The sequence below is a fragment of the Streptomyces sp. RP5T genome (assembly GCF_003933965.1).
Taxonomy (GTDB): domain Bacteria; phylum Actinomycetota; class Actinomycetes; order Streptomycetales; family Streptomycetaceae; genus Streptomyces.
In genome coordinates this window covers 1-725 of the sequence record NZ_RSAJ01001214.1, presented here as the reverse complement: position 1 = coordinate 725, position 725 = coordinate 1, and the positions used below count along the sequence as shown (strand labels likewise).

Genomic DNA, 725 nt, shown 5'->3' with positions numbered 1-725 from the left:
CACAAGAACCGCCCAACCGCCGGAGGCTAGTGCGCGGCGGACTCCCAGTCCGTCCCGTCCCCCACCGACACCCCCAGCGGCACCCGCAGACTCACCGCCTCCGACATCTCCCGCCGGACGAGTTCCTCCGCCGCCGCCCGCTCACCCGGCGCGATCTCCAGCACGACTTCGTCGTGGACCTGGAGCAGCATGCGCGAGGCCAGCCCGGCGTCACGCAGGGCCCCGTCCACCTTGAGCATCGCGATCTTGACGATGTCCGCCGCCGTCCCCTGGATGGGCGCGTTCAGCGCCATCCGCTCGGCCGCCTCACGCCGCTGGCGGTTGTCGCTGTTGAGGTCGGGAAGGTAGCGCCGGCGCCCGAACAGCGTCGCCGTGTACCCGGTGGCCCGCGCCTCGTCGACCGCGCGCCGCAGATAGTCCCGCACCCCGCCGAACCGCTCGAAGTACGCGTCCATCAGCGCCCGCGCCTCCCCCGCGTCGATGTTCAGCTGCTGCGAGAGCCCGAACGCGGACAGCCCGTACGCCAGCCCGTACGACATCGCCTTGATCTTGCGCCGCATCTCCGCGTCGACCGCGCCGGGCTCGACCGCGAAGACCTGGGAGGCGGCCGTGGTGTGCAGGTCCTCTCCCGAGGTGAACGCCTCGATGAGCCCCGCGTCCTCGGACAGGTGGGCCATCACCCGCAGCTCGATCTGGCTGTAGTCCGCGGGCATGACGGACTCGAG

The 725-nt window shown here is 71.6% G+C and carries 1 protein-coding gene; it reads right to left on the bottom strand.

Annotated elements, in window-relative coordinates:
- Positions 1-26 precede the first annotated feature (26 nt).
- Positions 27-725: DNA polymerase (locus tag EHS43_RS45470; RefSeq protein ID WP_260471038.1), on the bottom strand; the 699-nt coding region annotated here is incomplete at its 5' end.